The organism is Collinsella tanakaei, from assembly GCF_016902615.1.
Taxonomy (GTDB): domain Bacteria; phylum Actinomycetota; class Coriobacteriia; order Coriobacteriales; family Coriobacteriaceae; genus Collinsella; species Collinsella tanakaei_A.
In genome coordinates, this window is the sequence record NZ_JACJMB010000002.1 from 61649 (window position 1) to 84335 (window position 22687).

The 22687-nt window shown below is 64.5% G+C and carries 18 protein-coding genes; 14 read left to right on the forward strand and 4 right to left on the reverse strand.

Annotated elements, in window-relative coordinates:
• Positions 1–44: 44 nt before the first annotated feature.
• From H6A21_RS01165 to H6A21_RS01205, 9 genes are all read left to right on the forward strand, one after another.
• Positions 45–1469 carry a tyrosine-type recombinase/integrase gene (locus H6A21_RS01165; protein WP_204559761.1) on the forward strand — a complete coding sequence of 475 codons (1425 nt, stop codon included), beginning with the start codon at positions 45–47 and terminating at the stop codon, positions 1467–1469.
• Positions 1470–1524: 55 nt separating this feature from the next.
• A complete protein-coding gene (locus tag H6A21_RS01170; RefSeq protein ID WP_239462549.1) occupies positions 1525–2430 on the forward strand; it encodes an XRE family transcriptional regulator in 906 nt (301 codons plus the stop codon).
• 185 nt (positions 2431–2615) lie between these two features.
• Positions 2616–4886 carry a hypothetical protein gene (locus H6A21_RS01175; protein ID WP_204559762.1) on the forward strand — a complete coding sequence of 757 codons (2271 nt, stop codon included), beginning with the start codon at positions 2616–2618 and terminating at the stop codon, positions 4884–4886.
• Complete coding sequence (locus H6A21_RS01180) at positions 4864–7041, forward strand: hypothetical protein (RefSeq protein WP_204559763.1); 2178 nt, start codon at positions 4864–4866, stop codon at positions 7039–7041. Before H6A21_RS01175 ends, H6A21_RS01180 begins: the two co-directional genes overlap by 23 nt.
• A gap of 10 nt (positions 7042–7051) precedes the next feature.
• Positions 7052–7735, forward strand: coding sequence for an ATP-binding cassette domain-containing protein (locus H6A21_RS01185; protein WP_204559764.1), 684 nt, complete (start codon positions 7052–7054; stop codon positions 7733–7735).
• A gap of 169 nt (positions 7736–7904) precedes the next feature.
• The gene (locus H6A21_RS01190; protein WP_204559765.1) at positions 7905–8210 is read left to right on the forward strand and encodes a CDP-alcohol phosphatidyltransferase; all 306 of its coding nucleotides are present in this window, start codon (positions 7905–7907) and stop codon (positions 8208–8210) included.
• A 202-nt stretch (positions 8211–8412) separates the two neighbouring features.
• Entirely contained in the window at positions 8413–8934 is a 522-nt protein-coding gene (locus H6A21_RS01195; RefSeq protein WP_204559766.1) for a MarR family winged helix-turn-helix transcriptional regulator, read from the forward strand.
• The gene (locus tag H6A21_RS01200) at positions 8931–10691 is read left to right on the forward strand and encodes an ABC transporter ATP-binding protein (RefSeq protein WP_204559767.1); all 1761 of its coding nucleotides are present in this window, start codon (positions 8931–8933) and stop codon (positions 10689–10691) included. Before H6A21_RS01195 ends, H6A21_RS01200 begins: the two co-directional genes overlap by 4 nt.
• Entirely contained in the window at positions 10681–12603 is a 1923-nt protein-coding gene (locus H6A21_RS01205) for an ABC transporter ATP-binding protein (RefSeq protein ID WP_204559768.1), read from the forward strand. The genes H6A21_RS01200 and H6A21_RS01205 overlap by 11 nt, the downstream gene beginning before the upstream one ends.
• A 78-nt stretch (positions 12604–12681) precedes the next feature.
• On the opposite strand, the gene H6A21_RS01210 is transcribed toward H6A21_RS01205, so the two are convergent.
• The 3 genes from H6A21_RS01210 to H6A21_RS01220 all read right to left on the reverse strand — a co-directional run bounded on the left by H6A21_RS01210 (position 12682) and on the right by H6A21_RS01220 (position 15409).
• Complete coding sequence (locus H6A21_RS01210; RefSeq protein WP_204559769.1) at positions 12682–13263, reverse strand: NAD(P)H-dependent oxidoreductase; 582 nt, start codon at positions 13261–13263, stop codon at positions 12682–12684.
• A 318-nt stretch (positions 13264–13581) separates the two neighbouring features.
• Positions 13582–14469 (reverse strand): alpha/beta hydrolase, encoded by an 888-nt coding sequence (locus H6A21_RS01215; protein ID WP_204559770.1) that lies wholly within the window; start codon positions 14467–14469, stop codon positions 13582–13584.
• Positions 14470–14569: 100 nt separating this feature from the next.
• Positions 14570–15409, reverse strand: coding sequence for an alpha/beta hydrolase (locus H6A21_RS01220; protein WP_204559771.1), 840 nt, complete (start codon positions 15407–15409; stop codon positions 14570–14572).
• Between the two features lie 268 nt (positions 15410–15677).
• Here H6A21_RS01220 and H6A21_RS01225 point away from each other — a divergent pair, with 268 nt between their 5' ends.
• Positions 15678–16361, forward strand: coding sequence for a DedA family protein (locus H6A21_RS01225; RefSeq protein WP_204559772.1), 684 nt, complete (start codon positions 15678–15680; stop codon positions 16359–16361).
• 91 nt (positions 16362–16452) lie between these two features.
• On the opposite strand, the gene cysE is transcribed toward H6A21_RS01225, so the two are convergent.
• Complete coding sequence (gene cysE, locus H6A21_RS01230; RefSeq protein WP_204559773.1) at positions 16453–17181, reverse strand: serine O-acetyltransferase; 729 nt, start codon at positions 17179–17181, stop codon at positions 16453–16455.
• A 241-nt stretch (positions 17182–17422) separates the two neighbouring features.
• On the opposite strand from cysE, the gene H6A21_RS01235 reads away from it, so the two are divergent.
• From H6A21_RS01235 to H6A21_RS01250, 4 genes are all read left to right on the forward strand, one after another.
• A complete protein-coding gene (locus tag H6A21_RS01235) occupies positions 17423–18484 on the forward strand; it encodes a branched-chain amino acid aminotransferase (protein ID WP_275052425.1) in 1062 nt (353 codons plus the stop codon).
• 240 nt (positions 18485–18724) lie between these two features.
• Complete coding sequence (locus tag H6A21_RS01240) at positions 18725–20206, forward strand: S-layer homology domain-containing protein (RefSeq protein ID WP_204559775.1); 1482 nt, start codon at positions 18725–18727, stop codon at positions 20204–20206.
• A 784-nt stretch (positions 20207–20990) separates the two neighbouring features.
• On the forward strand, positions 20991–21836 hold the full coding sequence (locus H6A21_RS01245; protein ID WP_204559776.1) for a transporter substrate-binding domain-containing protein: 846 nt from the start codon (positions 20991–20993) through the stop codon (positions 21834–21836).
• A 95-nt stretch (positions 21837–21931) separates the two neighbouring features.
• Complete coding sequence (locus tag H6A21_RS01250; RefSeq protein ID WP_204559777.1) at positions 21932–22585, forward strand: amino acid ABC transporter permease; 654 nt, start codon at positions 21932–21934, stop codon at positions 22583–22585.
• Positions 22586–22687 lie beyond the last annotated feature (102 nt).

Below are 22687 nucleotides of genomic sequence, written 5' to 3' on the forward strand. Positions count from 1 at the left end.
AGCCATCAAACCGCTGTCCGCCTCCTCGAGAGGAGGTGCTAAACATGGCCAAGGTAACCGGAGAGGGCACCATCGTCCAGCTCGAGAAGGACAAGCCCAAGAGCAAGTGCCGCAAGTGGCAGCTGCGCGTCCCCGTGGGGCTCGACCCCCGCACGGGCAAGTACAAGACCCGCACGCGCCGCGTCAACGACATGACCTACACCCAGGCCAAGAAGGCTCTGCGCGACTTCATCGAGGAGATCGAGGACGACCGCGTCTGGAAGCGCACCGGCACCACCTTCGAGGAGTGCGCCGCCGACTTCATGGAGCGGCGCGACCTGTCCGGCGAGTTCTCTCAGAACACGCAGCTGCGCTATCGTCGCTGCTTCAAGGCCGTCTCCCGCCACATCGGCAAGGCCGACGTCGCCCTCATCACGCCCGAGATGATCGAGGACATGTACGCGGCGATGCGCCAGGGCGACACGCTTTCGGGAAAACCGTCGAGCGGGGCCTACCTGAACCAGATCAACAAGACCCTCGACCTCATGTTCCGCGACCTCGTTGAGCGCGAGGTCATCGTGCGCAACCCCATCGACAAGGTGGCGACGCCCAAAGTCGACACCAAGGAGAAGCAGGCCCTCACGCCGGCTCGCATGCGACAGCTCGTCGATCAGCTCGAGGTCGAGACCTCGTGCGACATCGGCTACTTCCTCGCCATCACGATGGGGCTCCGCCGGGGCGAGATCTGCGCGCTGTCGTGGCGAGACATCGACTTCGACAACAAGGTGCTCACCGTCAACCACAACTTCGACGCGTTCCGCAACCTCAAGGAGGCGAAGACCCACGCCGGCATGAGGAACCTCCCCATGCCCGAGTTCGTCTGCGATGCGCTGCTGCGCCGCAAGAAGGCCCAGCAGGAGTACTTCCTCACGCGCAACTACCTCCACCGGGGGCTCAAGAAGGGCTGGAGCGAGCAGACCGAGGACACGCCCGTCGTGCTCGACTTCTACGCCCAGCGCGTGCATCCCGACACCTTCGGCAAATGGTGGGAGCGCGACCGCAGGCTCCTCGGCCTGGACGGCTGGTGCCTCCACGAGCTGCGCCACTCCTACCTCTCGATGCTCGCCCAGCAGGGCGTGCACCCCAAGGTGATGCAGGAGCTCGCCGGCCACGCCAGCGCCACGATCACCATGGACATCTACACCCATGTGAACATGGACCAGAAGCGTAAGGCCGCCGACGTCATGGAGGACGCTTTCCAGAGCATCGGCGCCGAGGAGGAGTTCATGGTGAAGCACGCCGAGGACGCCCCGAAGGGCCGCCCCTACAAGGTCCGCCACGTCCGCCCGTCACGCCGCACGAGAGCACCAGAGCAAGCCCCGGTACAAACCGAGGAACGATTCGTACCAGATTCGTACCAGCAGCCCGACCGCCCCAAGTTCCAAGTAATCACCACCGCCCCTGACCTGCGAGTTTCAGAGGCAATCTAACAAGTTCAACCAACGAACCGTCTCCAACTGGGAGGCAGAAAAGAGCTATCCCGAGATGGACAAGCTCCTCAAGCTCTGCCAGATTTTCGAATGTACGCTCGACGATCTCGTGCAGGGCGATCTGACCGGCCGTGCGCCCGAGCCCAAGGCGGCGTCCGTGCCCGCCGGTCCGCCGACCGACATCTGCGGCTACGACGAGCATCAGCGTATGATGGCCTGGAAGATTCCCACCGGCGTTGCGGCCATCCTGGTCGGCATCGCCATCGGGCTGTTCTTTGAAGGTGCGGTCGACTTGGCTTCGGTGGGAGCGCGCGACGGCCTCTTCGTCATCATTGTCCTTGCAGGTATCCTCGTCGGCCTTGCGTTCCTTGTCCCCGCCGGCATGGATCATTCCGCGTTCATCAAAGCGCACCCTTTCGTCGAGGACTTCTACACCGAGGATGATCGCCTGGGCGCACGCAAATCGTTTACGGTCGGCCTCATCATGGGCATCGCCCTCATTTTTGTGGGTATCGGCTGCCTGGTCATGCTCGAGGAGATGGCCACCGAAAACGTTGCCCTGTTCTTCCTGCTGTTTTTCATCGCGCTGGGCGTGTGGAACATCATCCACTATGGCATGCTGCTCGGCCGCACTGATGTCGCAGAATACAACCGTTCCGTTGCGGAGGACCTCGAGGTCGAGGACATCGTCAGCGCGCAGCTGGACGACGAGCGCCGTGAGGCTTTGCTGGCGAGCAAACGCGCCGACCAAAAGATCGGCGCTGTATGCGGCGCCATCATGATCGTGGCCACTATCATCGCCTTTGTGCTGCTGTTCGCACCGGTGCTGTCTTCCCCCGACCCCGACGCCTTCGAGCCACTCGGCACCTCGTCTGCATGGTTTTGGGCCGCCTGGCCCATCGGTGGCATGATCTGCGGCATTGTGACCATACTTATGAAGGCTTTCGGCAAGCAAGGGTGACAAGATGGGGGCGGGTCAATTTGTGTCGCTGCGGACAACGCCAACGGTCACTGCACACCGCTAAAGTGAGCAAATCGGCCGCTGCTCCAAAGTTATCCACCGCCTACCAATTTCTGCGTATAGACACGCTCTCGTCGTTATAGAGTGGTATAAGGGGGATATCGGCTCCGTCGAGGGGATTCGATATGGACCGGAAGTGGCTGAGAGCTGCATATAGAGCGCTGACCGGACGTGCGTTCGTCGCCGTCCTGACGCTTGCTGCCGCGCTTATCGCCCTGCCGACACTCCAGCCATCCACATCAGCCTCATTGCGGTCGGGCGAGGTGCAGACCATCGCCGAGCATGATGCGCTGCGCGCTGTATACGACGGCCTTCCAGCAAGGATTGCGCAGCTGGAGCACGAGGTGGCGGCGCTGCCCGCAAGCGCGGCGGCACAGCGGGCGCTTGAGGGCGCGCGCGATCAGTACACGGCGCTCACCCATGCCTTTGCGGCGCGGGATGAGGAGACCTACCTTACCGCCATGGCCGCGTATTACGAGACGGTCTCTGGCCTCACGGGATCTAATCGGGCGTATTACGATGCGCGGGCAATCCAGCTTCATGCGGTGGCGGAGCTCGGCGAACCGGAGCTCTATCGGCTGCCGCAAGATATGCCCGCAGCGCTCTACCTTGTTTCCGATCAGTTCTCGGCAGCGCCTCTTGCGCTCAATATCGCCCAGCTCATGGGCGATAAGGCGCCCTCGTACGACGGATCGCTCGATTTCCTCGTGTTGCTCATTCCGCTTGCGTGGGCGGTCCTGCGTGGGGCCGATGCGGCCTGGGTGACAGTTTGCCGTGGCGGCGAAAAGCCGAGCGCGCGCGACATCGCCGGCGTCGCGGCATTCGCGACCGCGATCGGCATCGTCGCCTGCGCGGCGGCGGTCCTGCCGGCGGCAATCATCGCGTACATGCGCAACGGGCTGGGCGACCTATCCTATCCTGCCGTGACGATGCGCGGCGCGGCGTACGAGATCTTGTCGGTCGGCGCCGTGTTGGTGGTTCGCGCAGCGCTTTACGTGGCGCTTGCGGGATTCGTAGCCGCCCTGAGCACTGTGTCTCTAGCGTTTACCCGGAACTCTAAGGTCGCGCGTGCGGCCATGGCGCTGATGCTTTTCGCTGTGGCGCAGCCCTGGTACTTTGCGCCGCTGGGCCCCGTTTCCGACTTCGCGCAATCGTTGCCGACGACGTATTTCGATGTTGCGCGCCTGACGGGCGTCTGCCGCGATGTGATCGTGTCCTCGTCGTCCACCTCCTCGCCCGTCGGGGCGGGCGCGCTTGGCGGCATCATCGTGCTCTCGGCGTTTGCGGGGGCGCTGCTTGGCGCGGCGGCGCTGGGCGTGCGCCTCGCATCGCCTGCGGCGTCGGATAGCCCGGCGACACCGGCTGCCGTCTGGTCACCGTGGCACATGATGCGAAGTCCCGTCATGTGGGCCGTCCTCGTGCTCACACAGGTGTCTGCTGTCTGGCCGCTTCTTGCACCGCGGGTCGATTCCGAGGCGTCCGTCGCCTCGATGGCGCAGCTCGGCGTTGTCGGCTACACGCTTGCGTTGCTGCGGTTCACGCCGCTCGTGGTCCTCATCGCCCCTTCGATAGCCTGCGCATTGGGGTTCGCGTGGCGGATCTGCCGGGGTGCCCCGCCCGGTGCGAGCAGGCTGACTCCCGCGCCGCGTCCGGGCTGTCCGTCAACAACGCATCCCGTCCTCTCTTATCTGCCACGGATCGCACTTGTGGTGTGGATGTCGCTCCGCTCCGCTGCATGGGGCACAGTGTTCCTGTGCGTCGCCGCGATGCCGGCTCAGCTGGTTGCCCTCCAGCTTCAGGGCGCAGCCGTCGTCTCCCATGGGCCTTCCCTGCTGGTGGCGTGCGGGTTGGCGCTTTTCCTCATCAATTTCATCGCAAGCTTGACCGTGATCGCTGCTGCGGCGATCACGCACAGCTTCGCACGGGCGTGCGCGACGGCTGTCGTCGTGTGCGCCTGCGTCGCGTTTGCAGATAGCGAGGCGCGCACGGGCGGACGAGCAGCTGCGCTCCATCAGATGTGTCGCCTCGGGCTTCTTGTGGTGTTTCCCCTCCTGGTTGACTTGATGCGGTCGGCGCCTACGCACACAGCTTTCGCGTGCACGCAGGGTGTCCGTGCGCTCTCGGGTGTTCTGCCCTATGCGCAGAGGTGCTGGTACACAGCGTTCATGGCGCGCGCAGGACGCGTGCGCGGTTCCGGCATGGGCGCAGATGGACAAGGAGATGAGGACGATGACCCTCACACGGCGATGGGCGGACGCATGGCGTCTTGCCGGAATCGTGATTCGAACGACCATCAGAAGCAGGCTGCTGATCGCCTTGCTTCTTCTGATGGCCGGTTTTTTATGCTTCGAGCTCGCGGTGGTTGGGGTGCCGATGTTCGGCTCTCTGAGCCGTGAGGCGGTCGAGTTCCAGGCTGAGCTCAACGAGGCAGTGCGCGCGCAGAACGAAGCGTGGCTCGATGCGCCGTCTTCCACGGAGGCCGAGGAGCGCTCGAAAGCATATCTGCGCGAAAGCAACGTGCTCTTCGACGAGATGCTCACCGCGCCGGATGATCGGGCGTTCTACGAGGCGGAGGCATGCTATGAGCGTTTCGAGGCAGATCACGCGGCGGGAGCGGGGCGTATGGCGGGAACCGATGCTGCCGGCTCCGAGTTGCGGGCGCGCTTCATGGAGCGCCTGGTCGAGCTTGGCGATCCGGCTGTATACACATCCACAGCGCAGATGCCTGCGCTCGTGATGCTTGCCGCTAGGTGGCAAGAGAACCTGGCCGTGCCCGGGGCACGGCAGCTGGGGACCCTTCTATCCACTGCGCCCGCATATCAGGTCGAGGCATTGGGGCCGTTGGCGCCGGAAGCGTATTGTATGGCGCTGCTGCCGATGGCCATCGTCGCCGTGCGCACGGTTTCGTGGCGTTCGCGCGAGCGTTTGTTGGCGGTTGCGCCCATCTCCGGCGGCGCGGCATCGGCCGTCACGATCGTCGCGGCGACGCTGCTCTCGCTCGCGGCGCTCGGTGTCACCATGGCACCGGCTGTGATCTGGCTTGCGGTTGTCAATGGTGTGGGCGACCCGTCGTATCCTGTCGCGTTCTTCTGGGCGCGTACACCCGTGCTCACCGATGCGGGCGCAATCGTGGCGCAGGCGGTGGTGCTGTATATGCTGGTTGCGCTGGTGCTCGCATGCGCGGCAGAGCTTACGGTCCAGCTGACCCACCATGTGGCACCCGCTGTCGTTGCGGTCGCGGCAATCGCTGCGGTGCCCCTTGCGCCCGAGTACTTCGAGACGTGGTCGCCTCTGGCGGACATCGCTCCCTGGTTGCCCTCTTCTTATTTCGCCGTCCCGCTCGCCACGGGTTCGCTCGGCTATTTCATCAATGCCGAGAACGTTGCCATCCCCCTGGCCGGTATGAGTGTCGTGCGGGGTGCGACGGTGCTTGGCATAACCGCTGGAGCCTGCGTGTTCGCGCTGGCGCTCGTGTACGGCGTGCGGACGATTCGACGCCTGCGGGCGCACAGTGGTTGGGGGGATTTCAGGGGCACGGGGACTCCGCGCGGCGGCGTGTTTGCGTCCGGGTCGTCGGACCCCGCGGATGCGCCTGCCGGGAAGCATGCCAGGATGCGGGCGACGTCAGACCCTGTCTCCGAATATGGCGGCCGGTCGGCAACGCTGTCCGAATACACCTCGTCGCTGGTGGCAGCGTCACGCGGCGTTCCGCTTTCATGCGTGACGGCTGCCCTTGTGCTCATGTCGATAGCCCCCGTCGTTTTCGGGTTCGCCTCGGGCATGGCGGTCTTCGAGCGACCGTGGTACGAGGAGCGGCTGCGTGTCCTGCAGGCGGACTATGCCGAGCGGGCGTCCGCCATGTCCATCGAGGAGCGCCAGGCGGCAGAGCAGCAGGTCGCGTTTTGTCGCGAGGTCGTCTATTCACGCGATGCGGGGGCCTTCGTGGATGCGGCGATCGCCTATGAGACATGGTGTGCCGAGGGCGCGCCTGCCGGGTCCTCTGCTCAGGGCAGCGTCCAGGGGGAAGGCTCTCCGGCGATGCGGGCGTCGTTTTTCCGGATGCTGCGCGCCTGCGGGGATGTGCGGCTGTTCTCAACGGCGGCTGACATGCCGGGTATACCCTACCTGGCGTTTCTCTCGCGCGTGATCCCGCTTGCGGTGTGGGCGGCGCCGTCGTGCGTGATGGCTGTGCGCATCGCGGTGCGCATGCGTGCGGGACTGCTGCGAGGCGCACCGGTGCGCCTCCGCATGCGGCTGTTCGCCCACATCTCGCTGTCGATTGCCTTCGGCGTCATCGTCGACGCGCTTGCGCTGACGGGGGCGTTGCTGATCGCCGGGACCGCAAACGGATGGGGCGTGCTTTCCTACCCGCATGTCGCGAGCATGGCGGGGGAGATCCTGACGGCGAGCGCCGCAATAGGCCGCCATCTCGTGACCACCATGTTCGCGAATGCGCTCGTTTCCTGTTGCGTTGCCGCAGCGGCTGCTGTTCTGTGCCGCGATCGGCGCCCACGCCGTGTGCCGGCTGCTCGTTTCATCGCCTATCGATAAGGGGGAAAGCATGTTGACATTCGATCGCATCACTATGGGGTACGGTTCGCATATCCTGCTTGAGGACCAGCGGCTCGTGATCGAGCCCGGTGCCATCGCAGGGCTGGTTGCTCCGAACGGCTACGGCAAGACCACGCTGCTTCGTGCCATCGCGGGCCTGCCGGGCGCACGGGTGCGCGGCAATCTTGATGTGGACGGCATCGACCCGCGCGATGGGACGGCGCTCAAGCGCGCGGTGTTCTACGCGCCGGGAGACGCGAGCCTGCTTTATCCGAACCTGACGGTGCGCGAGCATCTGCGTATGGCTCAGCGCCTGTGGCGTTCACGCCTGAGTGCCGAGGACGTGGCGGAAAAATGCGGGATCGAGCCGTTTGCGAACAAGCGGGTGCGTGCGTGCTCACAGGGTATGAAGCAGCAGGTTACGTTGGCGATTGCCTACCTTACTGATGCACGCTACCTGCTGCTCGACGAGCCCATGAACGCGCTCGACCCGACGAACGTGCAGCTCCACACCAAGATTATGCGCGGCATGGCGAAGCGGGGGAAGGGAATCGTGATGAGCTCCCACATCCTGGACAATGTCGATCAGGTGAGCGATACGATCGTGTTCATCAAGAATCGTCATCTTCTGAGCCATGATCCATCCTCGGCCGCGGACCGCGCCATCGACCGCTACAACGAGCTTTACGGGTAGCGTGTAGGGCATCGCGTGTCCTCATCGGGGACGGGGTTGTTTGGCCGTTGCACCGATGTTCTCTGCCGCCCACCAATTTCATCGCATATATATGTCCCCAGACGGGTTTACTTGTTGTATCGGTCAGTAAACCGCGCCGACATCGGCGCCCGACAGCTAGGAGGCCATCATGGGACTGAAGGCTGACGAGACGATACCCCTGAGCTTCGAGGAGCTCCTTGGTTACCTGCGCTCCAAGACCCGTGTGTTTATGGATATCGATGATGATCAGTACTACATCACCCATACCGACGGATATTGGCGCGTGCAGGACTGCTCGAAGCTGAACGAGAAGGGTCGCTTCACCGATTGCTCCGAGCTGGTCACCACCCTGTCCGAGCTCGCTGAGCTTCCGTGGCGCGATGGCCAGAGCCTGCACGATCTGTGCGACAATGCCACGTTCCACGAGTCCATCCAGGAGGGATGGACACTGTAGGCGCACGACGGCGCACGCCGTCCGTAGCATCGCCTTTCCCCCACGCCCGTCGGTCCTATCGCTCCGACGGGCGTTCTTTGTGCAGCGATGTCACGCCGGCGGCTGTTTTGCCGCTCTATCCTCCTGCATTGACGATTATCCGAAATCGGACTAACATGCCCTGCTGATATTCGGAATGCACGTCGTATCAAGGGAAGGTGGCATGGGGGAATCGGACGTCCCGACAGCGCCGGATGATCCGCGCGAACTCGACTATCTCTATAAAGAGGCGGACCGCATCTACTACGTGTTCGCGCGCCGCGCTGGGCTCTCGAGCTGCGCGTACTGGATGATGTACGACATCGACCGCGCGGGAGGTGCTCTTGCGCTGCGCTCGCTCGCCGATTCATGGGCCTATAGCAAGCAGACGATCAGTTCGGCCATCAAGTCGCTCGAGGCGCGCGGGCTCATCGAGCTCGCTTTCGAGGAGGGCAGCCGCAAGAACAAGGTTGCGCATCTGACGGGGGCGGGCCGCGCGTTCGCCCAACGCTACGTGAAGCCCGGGCAGGCGGCGGAGCGCCGGGCGTTCTGCACGCTCGCTCCCGACGAGCGGGCGCAGTTCATGTCGCTCGCACGCGCCTACACGGCGGCACTCGCGGCGGAGATGGCCGCACTCGAGACCGATGAGGAAGGGGTGCCGTGCACACCGACGATGACGAAGAGAGGGGAAGGGGAGACTGCATGAAATTGCTGCTCAGGTTCCTGAGACCGCATAGGGCACTGGTAGCGGTGACGCTCGTGGTGCTTTTGCTCGACAACACGGGCACGCTGCTCGTGCCGACGATGCTCGCGAACATGGTGAACGAGGGTATCACCAGCGGCAGCATGGATCATATCGTGAGCGGCGGCCTGCTGATGCTCGGTGCCTCCGTGCTCGCGAGCGGCGGCGCGCTCACGGGCGCCTACCTGGCGGCGCGCCTGGCGTCCAACGTCGGCCGCGACATCCGCAACGCCATCTACGACAGCTCGCTTGCGTTCTCGAACAGCGATTTCGAGCGCTTCGGCACGGGTTCCATGATCACGCGCTCGCTGAACGACATCAATGTCGTGCAGCAGTCCATCATCGCCACGATCCAGATGGTGCTGCCGCTGCCATTTCTGTGCGTCGTCGGCATCATCATGGCCTGCATGATCGACTGGCAGATGGGCCTGCTCCTCGCCGCGGTGACCGTGGTGGTGCTCGCCATCGCGGGCATCACCATCGCGAAGGCCGCCCCCATCTTCACGCGCCTGCAGGGACTCATCGACCGCATGAACGTCGTGCTGCGCGAGAGCATCATCGGTGTGCGCGTCATCCGTGCGTTCACGAAGGAGCGCCACGAGGAGCGCCGCCTCGACGAGGTGTTCTCCGATTACGCGAGCTCCGCCATCAAGGTGAACATGATGTTCGCGGGCGTCGATGCGGCGAGCTTCTTCCTCATGAACATCACCGAGGTCGCGGTGCTGTGGCTCGGCGGCGACCGCGTGGGCGCGCACGCCATGGAGATCGCGAGCATCTCGGCGGTGCTCGAGTACGCCATGCTCATCCTGTTCTACATCATGGCGGCGCAGATGGTTGCGCTGACCCTGCCGCGCGCGAAGGCCTGCCTCGATCGCGCGGCCGAGGTCATCGACCTCAAGCCCGAGATCTGCGACCCCGCAGATGCCGCGGCGGACGCGAAGCAGCCGAGCGGGGGCGCCGCGTCTGCGCCGGGTGAGGTCGTGGCGGCGTTCGACCATGCGTCGTTTCGCTTCTCCGACGCCGACGAGGACACCCTGCACGACCTGAACTTCTGCTGCCGGCGCGGCCAGACGACGGCCATCATCGGCTCGACGGGTTCGGGCAAGTCCACGGTGGCGAAGATGCTGCTGCGCTTCCACGACGTGACGGCGGGCTCGGTTCGCTTCCTCGGCCGCGACGTGCGCGAGATGGGCCAGCAGGAGCTGCGCGGCCGCATCGCCTACGTGCCGCAGAAGGCGTGGCTGTTCTCCGGCACCATCGCGAGCAACCTGCGCTTCGGCAACGAGAACGCGACGGATGCCGAGATGCGCCACGCGATCCAGGTGGCGCAGGCGGAGTTCGTCTACGAGCAGCCCGAGCGCCTCGAGGCCAAGGTGGCCCAAGGCGGCACGAATTTCTCGGGCGGCCAGCGCCAGCGCTTGTCCATCGCCCGCGCGCTCATGAAGCGCGCCGACCTCTACATCTTCGACGACAGCTTCTCGGCACTCGACTTCAAGACCGACGCGGCCCTGCGCCGTGCGCTCGTGCCCGAGACGCGCAATGCCGCGGTGCTCATCATCGCGCAGCGCATCTCGACGATCCTGCATGCCGACCAGATCGTCGTGCTGAAAGACGGCGTGGTCGAGGGCGTGGGCACTCACGAGGAGCTCATGGAGACCTGCGAGGTGTACCGCTCGATCGCCGAGTCGCAGATGAAGGGAGGTGAGGGCGATGTCCGATAAGGAGCGCGTCAGCAAGACGGCCGATATCGCCGCGGCAGGGGCAGACCTGTCCGAATTCGACGAGAACGACCGCCTCGAGCGCGACGCCCGCGCGCTCGAGGCGCTCGGGCTCGACGAGGAGGAGGCGCCCGAGGTTCCGCGCGATACCGTGGCGACCGTGCGCCGCCTGTGGACCGAGGCCGCTGGCCAGCGCTGGCGCTTCGGCATCGTGCTCGTGTGCGTCGTGCTCTACACTGTGTTCAGCGTCGCCGCGCCCGCGTTCTCGGCGCACGTCATCGATGCGCTGTGGACCGAGATCCAGGCCGCCTTCGCCGAAGGCCGCGACTTCACGGTCGACTGGGCGCACGGCGGGCGCGAGATCGCCGTGTACCTCGGCGTGTGGACGCTCGCCTTCGTGTTCTACGCGACGCAGGTGTTCACGATGGCGGGATTCGCCGAGCGCCTGAACCTCGCGCTGCGCAACCGCATCGCCAAGAAGCTCAACCGCATGCCGCTGTCCTACTTCGATGCGCACAAGCCCGGCGAGATCGTGAGCCGTGCGACCAACGACCTCGACAAGATGTCCGAAGTGCTCCAGACGGGCCTTCTGCGCCTGTTCACCGCGGTGGGTAGCATCGTGGGCGCCGTGGTGATGATGTTCGTCTACAGCCCCCTGCTCGCCTGCATCTTCCTGGTGTTCTCGGCCGTGGCTATCGGTCTCACCCGTTTTGCGGCCGGCAAGAACCTGAAGCTTGCCGCCGAGCGGCAGATGTGGGTGGGGCACCTTACCGGTGCGGTGGAGGAGGCCTACAGCGGCCGCGTCATCATCCGCGCGTTCAACCGCGAGCAGGCGAGCTCGGCCGATATCCACCGTCTGTCCGACAAGCTCGCCGACGCGAGCCGTCGCGCGGACTTCTTCACGAACGCGACCGGCCCGGGCATCCGTTTCGTCGGGCGCGTGGCGCAGGTGGTCATCGCCATGATCGGGTGCGCCATGCTCATCGGCGGACGGCTGACCGTGGGCACGTTCCAGGCGTTCTTCCAGTACATCATGCAGGCCTCCGAGCCCATGACGCAGATGTCCATGACGGTGAACACGCTGCAGAGCGCGCTTGCGAGCGTGGAGCGCGTGTTCGACATCCTGGACGAGCCGGAGATCGAGCCCGACCCGGCGCCCGAGGTCGCGCTCCATGTGCCGCAGCCCGTGGAGGGTCGCGTTGCCTTCGAGCACGTGCGCTTCGGCTACACACCGGAAAAGACGCTCATGTACGACGTGTCCTTCCGTGCGCAGCCCGGCCAGAAGATCGCTATCGTGGGCGCGACGGGCGCCGGCAAGACGACGCTCATCAACCTGCTCATGCGCTTCTACGAGGTCGATGGTGGGCGCATCACGCTCGACGGGGTGGACACGCACGCCATGACGCGCGCCGAGCTGCGCCAGAACTTCGGCATGGTGCTGCAGGACGCCTGGCTGTTCGATGGCACGGTCGCCGAGAACATCGCCTACGGGCGCCCCGACGCCACGCGCGAGGAGATCATCGAGGCGGCCAAGATGGCGCACGTGGATTTCTTCGTGCGCACGATGCCACACGGCTACGACACGCGGGTCGCGAACGACGCGGAGAACATCTCCCAGGGCCAGCGGCAACTGCTCACCATCGCGCGTACGATCCTCACCGACCCGAAGATCCTCATCCTGGATGAGGCGACCTCGAGCGTGGACACGCGCACCGAGCATGCGATCGTGCACGCCATGGAGAACCTCATGGCCGGCCGCACGAGCTTCGTGATCGCGCACCGTCTGTCCACGATCGTGGATGCGGGCCTCATCCTCGTCATGAGCCACGGCACGATCATCGAGCAGGGCACGCACGCCGAGCTCCTTGCCGAGAACGGCGCGTACGCGAGCCTCTACAACTCGCAGTTCATGTAGCGCATGCAGACATATTCGATCGAGAGCAAGAAGGGCCCCGCGGGGCCCTTCTTGCTCTCGGTGGGATGTCCCGTGCGCCTACGCGCGCACGAGCTTGCGCAGCCACTCCACGTAGGCGACAGCGCTCGCCTCGAGCTGGTCGTCTGAGAGATCGCCTTCGGTGCCGAACAGGCAGAACGGCTCAGCCTCGCAGGTGGCGCCCACGTAGTTTGCCGTCGCACGGAAGGGGATGATGACCTCGCTCGGCGTGAAGCCGACGGTGCCGGTGGCGCAGTAGTTCGCCTCGATATCGCCGGCGCACATGGCCACGGCGAAGCGCTTGTTCGCAAGCGCGCGGCCCGGCTCGCCGGGTGCGGCCTTTTCGCCGCCGTAGGCCCAGCCGAAGCCGTAGACCTCGTCGGTCCAGGTGCGCAGAAGCGCCGGGGCGCTGTACCAGTAGACCGGGAACTGGAAGATGATGAGGTCATGGGCAGCGAGCGCGGCGCGCTCGACGGATATACCGTCCTCGTCGAGGGAGCCTTCGGGGTAGAGGGCGTATAGATCGCGCACCTCGAACTCATCGGGATGCTTCGCAAGCTCTTCGGCCCAGCGGCGGTTCACGCGGCTTGTCCCCGCAAGGTCCGGATGAGCGACGATGACAAGGGTTTTCGGTGCGGACACGGGCTCCTCCTGCCCTCTTAGGCGGTTTCATATGCTTCCATTGTCCCACGCAGCGCGCTGCGCATCGTCGACAGCCTACTTTCAGTACTTTTTTGCGGGGGTCCCGAGTAGCCCCGGATTTTCAAGCTGATTTCATCGGCGTTTTCCCAGTTGAGCACTCCATTACACTAAAGCGTACTTGAGGGGGACCTGAAAAAAGTGCTGAAAGTGGGCCCGCCTCGTTTGGGAGCCCCCGCGCGGCACGCTTGGAAGCCGCCCGCAGCACATCCAAGAGCGCCGCAGCATGAAAAACGGCGGCCCCAAAAGGCCGCCGCCATGCTAGTTGTCGTCTTTCAGGACGAAGGTGCCCTCGTCGGGCGGACGCAGGGTGGTGAGTCCCGTGTAGTCCACGTCCGCCGAGCTCGGCTTCATCTCGCCCGGTGCATACCAGTCGAGCGCGCAGTCGATCCACGCGTTCCAGAACGGCCATTCGTGGCTGCCGATCTCGGGCTCCCAGTACGTGACGTCGAAGCCGGCATCCTCGAGCAGCCCTACGACCTCGCGGTTGTTTTCGCACAGGTTGTCGTGCTCGCCGCAGGCGCCGTAGAACTTGGGCTTCGGCAGATCGGGGTCCTCTTTGAACTTGTCGATGAGCGTCACGTAGTCCTTGTCGGTGCCGATGACGGTATCCAGGTCGCCGAACCAGCGCTCGTAGTACTTGCGCTTGCGTGGGCTGTGCGACTCGACGGCCTCGATGATGCGGTCGCGCATGAAGGCGCCCGACAGCGCGACGATGCTGCCGAAGCGGTCGGGGCGCAGAAGGCCGTTGATGAGCGCGGTGTAGGCGCCGATGGAGATGCCGGCCAGACAGGTGTCCTCGCGTTTGCGCGACAGCGGGAACAGATGGCGCGTCACGTCGACGAGCTCCTCGCTGATGAACTTGCCGTGCCATTCGTTGATCTCGGGTTTGTCGAGATACAGGCCGTCCTCACCCGACGGCATGATGAGGGCGACGTCGCGCGCCTCCGCGGTCTCAACGACGTGGGTCTTGTCGATCCAGTCGTAGTCGCGTCCGAACAGGCCGTGCAGCAGGTACATGGTGCGATACGGTCCCTGGCGGCGCTTGGCGCGCTTGTTGCCGTCCATCTTGTCGACGGGGATGACGGCGGTCAGAAGAACGTTGCGCTGAAGATAGTTGGAGTAAAAATCGACCTTGAGCAGTGCCATGGTTGACCTCTCCTTCTTAAAGAGCAGCTCGAGGTGACGAACATACATTGTAATTATTTATACCCGACACCCGTGAGACAGCGAACGACGTTTCGGCGAATTACCCGCGCGGGAGCCAGTCGAGTGCCTGGGGCAGCGCCTGGTTCCAGAAGTCCCAGTCATGGCCGCCGGCGAACTCGCGCTGCTCGACCTCGATGCCGGTACCGCGCAGGCGCGCGGCGAGCACACGGTTGGGCTGGGCCAGCGGGTCCTGGTTGCCCCAGGCCATGAACACGCGCGGGCGCGGACGATCGCAGTACACGACGTCGGCGGCGAGGCGGCCGGGATCCTTGTCGGAGTCGACGACGCGGTTCAGGTCGCCGAACGTGGACTCGAGGAAGGGGCGCGACAGGAAGAACGGCTCGTCGCGGATGAGCGCGTCGAAGTTGTCGATGATCATCGCGCTCGACAGCGCGATGATGGCGCCGAAGTTCTCGGCGTACTTGAAGCCGTTGCGCAGCGCGCCGTAGGCACCCATGGAGATGCCGCCGATGAACATGTCCTCACGGCGCTCGGAGAGCGGGAACATGCGGCGTACGACGTTGGGCAGCTCGAGGCCCACGAAGCGACCGAAGTAGTTGTGGGTCTCGGGGTTGTCGATGTAGAACGCGTTGTAGCCCGACGGCATCACGACGGCGAGCTGGTGCTCGGACGCCCACCGGGCGATGCGCGTCTCGGAGATGATGTCGGTGTGGTTGCCGTTGATGCCGTGCAGCAGGATGAGCGTGCGGAACGGGGGCTTCTTCGGCGGATAGGGCGCGGCTTCCCAGTTGTGGGGGTCGCGGCGCAGATTGGCGTCGACCGCCCAGGCGTCATCGGGGTTGTCGAACGGCAGGATGACGTCCAGCGTGGTCGTGCGCATGAGCGAAGAGGAGTAGTAATCGACGCTGATGCTTGCCATATATCCTCCCTAGATCGCCGGTCTCACGGGTCTTGAGGCGGCGCGATCGATTGCGTTTTGGACTATGACAGTATAAGCCAACACCCGCCGCGGCAGGTATTACGCCATCGGCGCCCCGCCTGCCGACCGCGCGCCGCCGGCGGCACGTTCGGCGCGCCGGTTTGTGCTTCCGGTGCGCCCGATATGCGTTTCCGGTGCATAACGCGGTGGTCGCAACGCGAGCGGCTATCATCGTTCACGGCAACGACGGCGAATCAGAAAGGCGTTCATGGAAGACGCATTCTTTTCCTTTATCAGCCAGTTCGGCTATCTTGCGGTGTTCGGTCTCATCTTCTTCGAGAACGTGTTCCCGCCCATCCCCAGTGAGCTCATCTTGCCCCTGTCGGGTTTTCTCGTCATCCAGACGACCATGAAGCTGCCGCTCGTCATCGTGGCAGCGACCATCGGTTCGGTCGTCGGCGCCTTCGTGCTCTACGGTATCGGTCGCCTGCTGTCGCAGGACCGCCTTGAGAGCTTTTTCGACACCAAGCCCATGCGCCTGCTCGGTTTTCACTCCGGCGACGTGGCGAAGGCCATCGGTTGGTTCGACCGCCGCGGCCAGATCACGGTGCTTCTGTGCCGCTGCATTCCCGTCGTGCGCAGCCTCATCTCCATCCCCGCGGGCACGGCGAAGATGAGCGTCGTGCGTTTCACGCTCTACACGCTCGTCGGCTCGGCGGTGTGGAACACGGTGCTGTGCAGCCTGGGCTATGCGGCAGGCGGCGCCTGGGAGACGGTGACGGCTCAGGTCGAGGGCTTTTCGGACATCGTCAAGATCGTGCTCATCGCGATCGTGCTCATCGTCGTGGTGTTCTGGGTCGTGAAGCGTATCATCCCGGCGCTGAAGGCGGACAAGGCGGGCTCATCGGCGGCCGACGACGTGCATCCGGGCAGCCATTTTTCCGACAAGTAGCCACACGGTACTGTCTCCACAAGCTGTAAGGCGTCTGTGCGCCGGCCCCCATCGGGCCGGCGTTTTTTGTGCGCGCGGGCGGCGTGCGGCCCTATCGGCCCTTTGCGTGGCGGTTGTTCTCGGCGCCCGCAAGCGTCTGCACGAGATCCGTCAGCTCGCGCACCTGCTGCTCCAGCTCCTGGATGCGGCGGGCGTTGTCGGCGATGCCCTCGCGGTTCAGCAGCGACGCCTCCTCGACGGGGTCGGGCATGCTTTCGCGATGCTGCTTGGCGTCGAAGCTCTCGGCCATCACGCGGCAGCCGTTGCGGCGCACCACGCGGCCGGGCACGCCTACCACGGTCGAGTTGGGCGGCACGTCCTTCACCACGACGGAGTTGCCACCGATGCGCACGTTGTCGCCGATGTGGATGTTGCCGAGCACCTTGGCGCCGCTGCCCACGGTGACGTTGTTGCCGAGCGTGGGGTGGCGCTTGCCCTCCTCGTTGCCCGTGCCGCCGAGTGTGACGCCCTGGTAGAGGGTGCAGTCGTCGCCCACGATGGTGGTCTCGCCGATGACGACGCCCATCGCGTGGTCGATGAAGAAGCGCCTGCCGATCTGGGCGGCCGGGTGGATCTCCACGCCCGTCATGAAGCGGGTGATTTGCGAGAAGATGCGTGCGATGCTGCGGGCGCCGTGGTTCCACAGCCAGTGCTCGGGCGTGTGGGCCCACTTGGCATGAAGGCCGGGATAGGACAGGAAGATCACGAGGCCGTTTTGCGCCGCGGGGTCGTTGCGCTTGACCGTGGCGATGTCCTCTTTGATGGTCGTGATGAATCCCACGGGCGCCCCTCCCTCTCGCGTGCGAATGCGATTAAGTATAGCGAATCTATAGCGATTCGCTAGGATTAACAGACCGGCAACACTGGGTGCTGCCGGTAAGCGGCGGTCCCGGTCGCCCCGCCGGGCCTGGTCGGCTGTCCTTCATGTATCGAAACGGAAAACTCTCGGGAGCGCTCCATCGCGCGGGAGTAGAATCGTTCGCAACGCTGCCGCGCCGTGTTGGCGCGCGGCTGTGCACGTAATGAAAAAGGAGTTCACCATGGCAGTTGAGAAGAAGGATATCGACTGGGGCAACCTGGGCTTCGCCTACCGTCCCACCGACTACAGCTATGTTTGCAATTATAAGGACGGCGCGTGGGAGGAGGGCGGTCTCACGACCGACCACACCCTGACGCTCTCCGAGTGCGCGGGCATCTTCCACTATTGCCAGGAGGTTTTCGAGGGCCTGAAGGCCTACACGACGGCGGATGGCCGCATCGTCTGCTTCCGTCCCGACCTGAACGCGAGCCGCATGGCCGATTCGGCGCGCCGCATCGTGATGCCGCCGTTCCCCGAGGACAAGTTCCTCGAGGCCGTGAAGATGGTCGTCAAGGCCAACGAGGCATGGGTGCCGCCGTTCGGTTCGGGCGCGACGCTCTACATCCGCCCGCTCATGGTCGCCACCGGTGAGGTCATCGGCGTGGCCCCCGCTGACGAGTACCAGTTCCGCATCCTCGTGACGCCCGTGGGCCCGTACTACTCGGGCGGCGTCAAGCCCGTCGCGGTGAAGGTCCCCGAGTACGATCGCGCCGCGCCCCACGGCACCGGCGCCATCAAGGCGGGCCTCAACTACGCCATGAGCCTGTATCCGAGCGTCCAGGCCCACGCCGAGGGCTTCGCCGACAACATGTTCCTCGACCCGCAGACCCACACCTACGTGGAGGAGTCCGGCGGCGCGAACTTCCTGTTCGTCGATGCCGACGGCTCGCTTGTGGTGCCGCAGTCCGCGACGAACTCCATCCTGCCCTCCATCACCCGCCGCTCGCTCGTGCAGGTGGCCCAGGACATGCTGGGCATGACCGTCGTCGAGCGCCCGGTGAAGTTCTCCGAGGTCGCCTCCGGCGCGTTCACCGAGTGCGGCATGTGCGGCACCGCCGCCGTCATCAGCCCGGTGGGCAAGGTCGTGTGCGGCGACGAGGAGATCGTCTTCGCGAGCGGCATGGAGGAAGTCGGCCCCGTGATGAAGAAGCTCCGCGAGACCCTGACCGCCATCCAGGACGGCGAGATCGAGGGTCCCGAGGGCTGGGTCGTCGAGATCTGCTAGCTCCGACGCGACAAGACATTGTTTCGCTATGCCAAGCGGGGGAGGGCGATGCCCTTCCCCGCTTTTTCGCGTTCGCGGGCTCTGTCCTCATCGGGGACGGGGTAGTTTGGAAATCCGGCTGAATCCATTGCCGGCCGAAATCCCGCACGTCATAATGGCGTCTATCCTCGCATGCGCGTTCGCGCATATGCACCCGATATGTACTCTCCCCACAGGGGACGCTGAACCAAGGAGGATCCCATGACGCTTCGGCATCGTGCTGTTTTCGCGGGCCTGACCGCTGTCTGCGCGTTCGCGCTCACGGGCGCGCCGGCCGCCGCCTCGGCGGATACGGGCGGCCTTTCGTCTGCCGCATCCGACGCGACTGCCCAGCTTCCCGCTCCGGGCGACTTCGACCGTGCGGACGCCTACGAGGAGGACCCCTCGCTGTCCTCAGATATCGACTTGCTCTCAGGGGGCTCTGCGCGCCTGGCTCCCCAGGCGCTGTCCTCCGAGATGAAGTACTTCGCCGAAAACGAAAGCGGCTCCAACTACAACCAGGGCTTCAGCTACGGCGACGGCTACAACGCCATGGGGTTCTACCAGTTCGACCGCCGCTATGCGCTCGTGCCGTTCATCCAGGCGGTCTATGAGTACAACCCGACAAAGTACGCCATGTTCGGCCCTGTCGTGGCACGCGGCGAGGAGCTGAAGGCCGCCGCCATCTACGACAGTGCGACCAAACAGCTGACCGAGATCGGGCGCCTTGCCGAGGACGCCTGGCATGCTGCCTACCAGACCGACCCCACGGAGTTCGCCGCGTTGCAGGACGCTTATGCCTACCAGGAGTATTACCAGCCGGTCGAGCGCATCCTGCGCAACACGTTCGGCGTCGACATCTCCGGGCGCGCCGACTGCGTCAAGGGCCTGGCATGGAGCCTGTGCAACCTGTTCGGGTCGGGCGGGTGCCAGAAGTTTTTCCGCGACGCGAACCTGACGAGCTCCATGACCGACCGCCAGTTCGTCAACGCCCTGTGCGACGCGGTCGTGCGCGGCGTCTACACCTACGACTACGCTTATGCCGACAGCTACGCGGCGCGCTATGAGCGCGAGCGCGCGACGTGTCTGGCATACATCGCCGAGGACGAGGCGAGCTTGTCGAGCACCCTGCCCTTCGCCGACGTGGGCGACGCGTGGTATACCGACGCGGTGGCCTACATGTATGAGCACGGTTACATGAGCGGCGTGGATGGTCCCGTGAAGTACTTCTACCCGAACAGCGCCATCAAGCGCGAGGATGCCGCCGTCGTCATCTACAACATCTTGGGTGGCGGGCAGAGCTTGCAGGCGTGCGGGCTTGCCGACGTGAACCAGGGCGCGTACTACGCGAAGGCCGTCAACTGGGTGGTTGCGCGCGGCTACATGCAGGGTTATCAGAACGCCGCGGGCGTCTACACGGAATTCGGCGTGGGCGACTACGTGACGCGCGAGCAGCTTGCCTGCGTGATCGCCAATATCGCACGCGTGCCGGGCAGCGCGGTCGACGCGTCGAAGTTCACCGCTATGCTCGACTGGCGTGAGACCAGCCCATGGGCGCAGGGCGGCGTCATCTGGGCGCTTGCCAACGGGGTCATCAATGGCGTGCCGACGGCCAACGGCTACACCATCTCTCCCGCCAGGAACGCATCGCGCGCCGAGATGGCCGTCATTATGAAGAACTGCATCGATCAGAGCATCTTCTAAGAGGGGCTGATCGATGGGGGAGCCACCCGTTCGGAGTGTCGAGCGGGCGGCTTTTTGTGCGCCTAACGGTGTCTTGGGTCAGGCCTCGGGGGCATCGCTGCAGAAGGTCCTTGCGCGGACAGCGTGCGGCCGCGCCGGCACTTCCCGCACCCCACGGGCGTTGCCGCGCGCGATGCCCCATGGAATTGGACTGCGCTCCGCTCCGCTGGGGAAGACGCTAGATGTATAAGCAGCGGATAGAACTGCATAAAATCGTCCGTCTCAATGTGCTTGTTAACGAGCAGATTAAATAAAAGATTGTCCGGGGTACGATTTTCGGGTGTCATGTGCCCATGGGCGCCATACCCTCTGACATTTCCCCAGTTAAATCCTGCGGGAATGGTGAGGGGCTTCCGGCGGTGGCGTCGGGGCACCGAAAAATCGTACCCCTAGCAATATTTAATATGTATTCATAGGATTTCAGGCAATGCCGAGAGGTTGCCGGCAGCGACATCTAATATCGCCCTGCGGGAAAGCCGGTCGAGTGGATCGCGAGCGGCCTTCCCGCAGGGCGATATCCGGACCCACGACAGGCGCTGAAGCCCTGGCCGTTGCCCACGGCGCCCCATTCGCATCTGGGCCGGGCGCCGCGACAGGGTTTCGTGTCGGAGCGATTTCCCATCAGAGCTCCGGCAAAAAGATACTTGCCGTGTGTACTACACCATAGTAAAGTGAAGTCCGTTGCAATCCAGCGCCCGGCGCCGCGTGCGGTGGTGGGCGTGAGACCTGATAGGGAAGGTAGAGCATGAAGAAGAATCGTCTGTTCGCGCCCATCGCCGCGACCGTTGCGTTCGCGGGCGCCCTCGCGCTTGCCGCTTGCGGCGGCTCTCCGGCGGCGGACGAGCCCGCCGACACCGCGACCGCCGAGGACACTTCGGCGGATATCGCCACGTTCACCGTCGGTTTCGACCAGTCTTATCCGCCTTACGGCTATGTGGGCGATGATGGCGAATTCACCGGCTTCGACCTCGACCTTGCGGCAGAGGTCGCCGACCGCAACGGCTGGGAGATCGAGCTCGAGCCTATCGATTGGGACGCCAAGGATACCCTGCTCGACTCCGGTGCCATCACGTGCATCTGGAACGGCTTCACCATGGAGGGCCGCGAGGAAGACTACACGTTCTCGAGCCCGTACATGCTGAACGGCCAGGTTGTCGTCGTGAAGGCCGATAGCGGTATCGAGAACCTCGAGGACCTTGCCGGCAAGACGGTCATTACCCAGGTCGACTCCGCGGCGCTCGACGTGCTCGAGGGCGACCAGGCCGAGCTTGCCGCTACGTTCGCCTCGCTCGAGCAGATCGGCGACTACAACACGGCGTTCATGCAGCTCGAGTCCGGTGCGGTCGACGCCGTTGCCTGCGACCTCTCCATTGCCGAGTACCAGATGGCCGCGAAGCCCGACGCCTACGTTCAGCTGCCCGATATGCTCTCCGAGGAGCACTACGCCGTCGGCTTCAAGAAGGGCAGCCAGGAGCTTGCCGATACCGTGACCGACACGCTGCGCGAGATGGACGAGGACGGTACCGTCAAGGAGCTGTGCGACAAGTACGCCGAGTACGGCATCTCCTACGAAAACTGGGTTCTGGAGTAGGTTGCGCCCGGGCCAGCAGGGCTTGAGGCGATTGAGAATCGGATGGGAAACCGGGGTGAGCTCGGTTTCCCATTTTGCTGCATGAAAGGGGACGCATGGACATCACGACCATGACCGGGATGCTGCTGGAGGGCTTCGGCACGACGATCACGATCTTCGCGCTGACGCTCGTGGGGTCGATTCCCCTTGCCGTGCCCATCGCGCTGGCGCGCATGAGCCGGTTTCTCCCCCTGCGCACGCTCGCCCGCGTCTACATCTCCATCTTGCGCGGCACGCCGCTCATGTTGCAGATGTTCGCGATCTACTTCGCACCGTACTACGTGTTCGGCATCGAGCTCACGCCCGACTCGAAATGGCAGGCGTGCATCATCGCGTTCATTGTGAACTACGCCGCCTATTTCGCCGAGATCTACCGCAGCGGCATCCAGTCCATCCCGCGCGGCCAGTACGAGGCCGCCGAGGTGCTCGGCTACTCGCGTGCGCAGACGTTCGCGCGCATCGTGCTGCCCCAGGTGATCAAGCGCATCCTGCCCTCCATGGGCAACGAGGTCATCACGCTCGTGAAGGATACGTCGCTCGCGTTCGCCATCGGCGTGGCGGAGATGTTCTCCACCGCCAAGGCGCTCGTGGCCTCGCAGGTGAGCATGGTGCCGTTTGCCATCTCGGCGGTGTTCTACTGGGTGTTCAACTTCCTGGTCGAGATCATCATCGGCCGTGTGGAGAAAAAGCTGGACTACTACCACGATTAAGGACGGTCTGTCCTCATCGGGGACGGGGTAGCCTGGCGCCACCCTGCCCCCTCATGGGGGCAGGGTGGCGCCAGGCTACCCCGTCCCCGATGAGGACAGCAT